Source organism: Arthrobacter sp. JCM 19049, from assembly GCF_001310435.1.
The window spans coordinates 1-2840 of the sequence record NZ_BAXF01000283.1; the positions used below are offsets into that span (position 1 = coordinate 1).

At 66.8% G+C, this 2840-nt stretch carries 2 protein-coding genes and 2 pseudogenes; 3 read left to right on the forward strand and 1 reads right to left on the reverse strand.

The window, feature by feature from the left end; all coding sequences use genetic code 11:
- The first annotated feature begins 136 nt into the window (after window positions 1–136).
- Window positions 137–628, forward strand: a complete 492-nt coding sequence (locus JCM19049_RS10995) for a hypothetical protein (RefSeq protein WP_054821612.1) — start codon at window positions 137–139, stop codon at window positions 626–628.
- 78 nt (window positions 629–706) lie between these two features.
- On the opposite strand, the gene JCM19049_RS20325 is transcribed toward JCM19049_RS10995, so the two are convergent.
- Complete coding sequence (locus tag JCM19049_RS20325; protein WP_279403004.1) at window positions 707–829, reverse strand: hypothetical protein; 123 nt, start codon at window positions 827–829, stop codon at window positions 707–709.
- Between the two features lie 522 nt (window positions 830–1351).
- Between JCM19049_RS20325 and JCM19049_RS11005 the strand changes: the two are divergent.
- Window positions 1352–2338: pseudogene (locus JCM19049_RS11005) on the forward strand (AMP-binding protein); the annotation flags it as partial.
- 171 nt (window positions 2339–2509) lie between these two features.
- Window positions 2510–2840: pseudogene (locus JCM19049_RS20330) on the forward strand (long-chain fatty acid--CoA ligase); the annotation flags it as partial.

Genomic DNA, 2840 nt, shown 5'->3' on the forward strand with positions numbered 1-2840 from the left:
CTGGAACGCAACCTGCCGCGCCGCGGCATGGCCCAGCAGCGCGACTTCCTGCTGCGCCGGGCCACCGCGGAACGGGTCCTGTTCCTGGACAATGACGTCTGGCTCTCCCCGCAGGATCAGCCAGCTGCAGCAGGCCATGGACTGGGCCGGCTGCGGTTTCATCGGGGCCGCCGTGCAGGGGCTGTCCTACCTGAAGGACCGCCGACCCCAGGAGCAGGAGCCGTTCGAGCTGTGGGAGCAGCCGCCGCGGCCGGAAAGGCTGCGTCCGGGGGATGCGAACTTTGAGCGCTGGACGCTGCACAACGCCGCGAATCTGTCCCACATTGCCCAGCAGCTGGGGATCGGGCCGCAGCAGTGGCGGCTGTACAAGGTCGCCTGGGTGGGTGGCTGCGTGCTCTTTGACCGGGCGAAGCTCGAGGAATGCGGCGGGTTCGAATTCTGGCGCCAGCTGCCGGCGGCGCACGCCGGTGAGGACATGGTGGCGCAGCTGCGGGTCATGGAGCGCTTCGGCGGGGCCGGACTCATCCCCTCCCCCGCGGTGCACCTGGAATCGGAGACCACGGTGACCGACCGCTCCACCGAAGCGGCCGATGTGGTCCTGGATTCCCCGCGGCCCGTGAAGGGCTAGAACCACGGCACAGGCAAAGACCCGGCCGACGGCACTGCTGCCGTCGGCCGGGTCCTTGCCAGCTGACCTGGCTGCCGGTCAGCGCTTGACGATCTTGAAGAAGGTGCTCGCCTCCCCGTCGGCCTTGTGCTCCTGGTAGAGCAGGGCCAGGCGTTCGGCGTCGAACTTGTCGAACCAGTCCTCCCAGGAAATGTGCTGCAAGGCGTCCTCCCCGGCGCCCCGGGGAAGTCGAAGCGCAGGATGCCCGGGTCATCCGCGTCCCCGGTGGAACGCACGCAGGCAGGGCTGCCCTCGTTCTTCTCCACCCACTGACGAATCTCATCGTGGTCCACGGTGGTCTTCGATTCGGAAGCCATGTTCCCTCCTAGTACTCATCGGTGTTTGCCGCGGGCACCGGGGCGTGTGCGATGACAGGTCGCGGTGCCCATAGGCGCCACGCTACGCAGGCGCGCGCCGCGCTGGCCACGACCACCGGGAACTTTTCAGGTTCACCGAACACCCCTGCTGGCGCGGTTTGACGCCCCCGATGACCCAACATGACACTTCATGCCTTGAATTGATACCCAGTTTCACTACTATGGAGTAATCACAGTTTGTGACTGGACTCACACTTCCATCCCGCAAGGAGTACCGATGACTCGCCCAGCATCAAACCTCACCATGTCCGTTGCCGCGATCCTCGCCGAATCAGCCACCCGCTTCGGCGAGCGCAATGCCATCACCATGAGCGGGGTGAGCACCACCTACGCGCAGCTGTGGGATGAGACCCGGGCATATGCCGGGGCCCTGCGGGAACACGGCATCACCGAAGGGGACCGCGTCGCGGTGCTGATCCCCAACGTCACCGACTTCGCGCGGGTCTACTATGCGGTGTTGTCCTTGGGGGCCGTCGTAGTACCGATCCACGCGTTGCTTAAGCGGCACGAGATTGCTACGTGCTGGAAGATTCGCAGGCCACCCTCATGATCTGCGCCCGCCCCGCTGCTGGGCGAGGGCAGCGCAGGCGCCCAGGCCGCCGGGGTGCAGGTCTTCAGCGTCATGGCCCCCGAAGAGCTGGGCTCGGACCGGTTGGAGGACCGGGCCCAGCGCGCGGAAGCGATCACCACCTATGTTCCGCAGCACCCGGAGAACATGGCCACCATCTTGTACACCTCCGGCACCACGGGCAAGCCCAAGGGGGCCATGGGTTCACACCTGGCCCTGGTGGAGCAGACCAACACCCTGCTGGTGAACACCATTGACATGCGCGCCGGAGACAAGATCTTCGGCGGGCTGCCGCTGTTCCACATCTTCGGGCAGACCGCGGTGCTGAACACCGGGCTGCGGGCCGGCAGCGAACTCATGCTGCTGCCCAAGTTCACCGCGCAGGGTGCCCTGGACCTGCTGCTGGATGAGGAAATCGACGTGTTCATCGGGGTGCCCACCATGTATGTGGCGCTTTTGGAGGCTGGACGGCAGCGCACCGACAAGCCGACCAAGCTGCGCTACGGGGTCTCCGGCGGCGCGTCGCTGCCGGTGGCGGTGCTCGAGGCGTTCGAGGCCCGCTTCGGGGCGCGCATCCACGAGGCCTACGGGCTGACCGAAACCTCCCCGGCCGCCACCTTCAACCATGTGGGCCGCGAACCGCGTCCGGGCACCATCGGCACCCCGGTGTGGGGTGTGGATGTGGAGATCGCCGACCCGCTGGTTCGCGATTCGATCAAGCTGCTGCCGCGCGGGGAACTGGGCGAACTGGTGGTCCGCGGCCACAACCTGTTCTCCGGCTACCTGAACCGGCCCGAGGCGACGTCCGAGGCAATGGTGGACGGGTGGTTCCGCACCGGGGACCTGGGAACGAAGGACGAGGATGACTACCTGCGCATCATGGACCGCACCAAGGACATGATCCTGCGCAACGGCTACAACGTCTATCCGCGAGAGGTGGAGGAGGTGCTCATCAGCCATCCCGAGATCTCCAACGCGGCCGTCTACGGGGTGCCGCACCCCACCCATGGCCAGGAGGTGGCCGCTTCGGTGACACTGGAAGCCGGTTCAAACCTGGACGCCCGGAGCATCGGCACGTGGATCAGCGAACGGGTCGCCGCCTACAAGTACCCCCGCCACATTGAGGTCATTTCCGAGTTCCCGCTGGGTCCCAGCGGCAAGATCCTCAAGCGCGAGCTGGTGGCACGCCACGGCCAGGAGGACGCGCCGGGCCGGGGCACCCTGGCCG

What these genes read in the sequence shown, in the direction of transcription:
- JCM19049_RS10995 (WP_054821612.1), top strand. Translation starts at nt 137, where the DNA reads ATGGACTGGGCCGGCTGCGGTTTCATCGGGGCCGCCGTGCAGGGGCTG.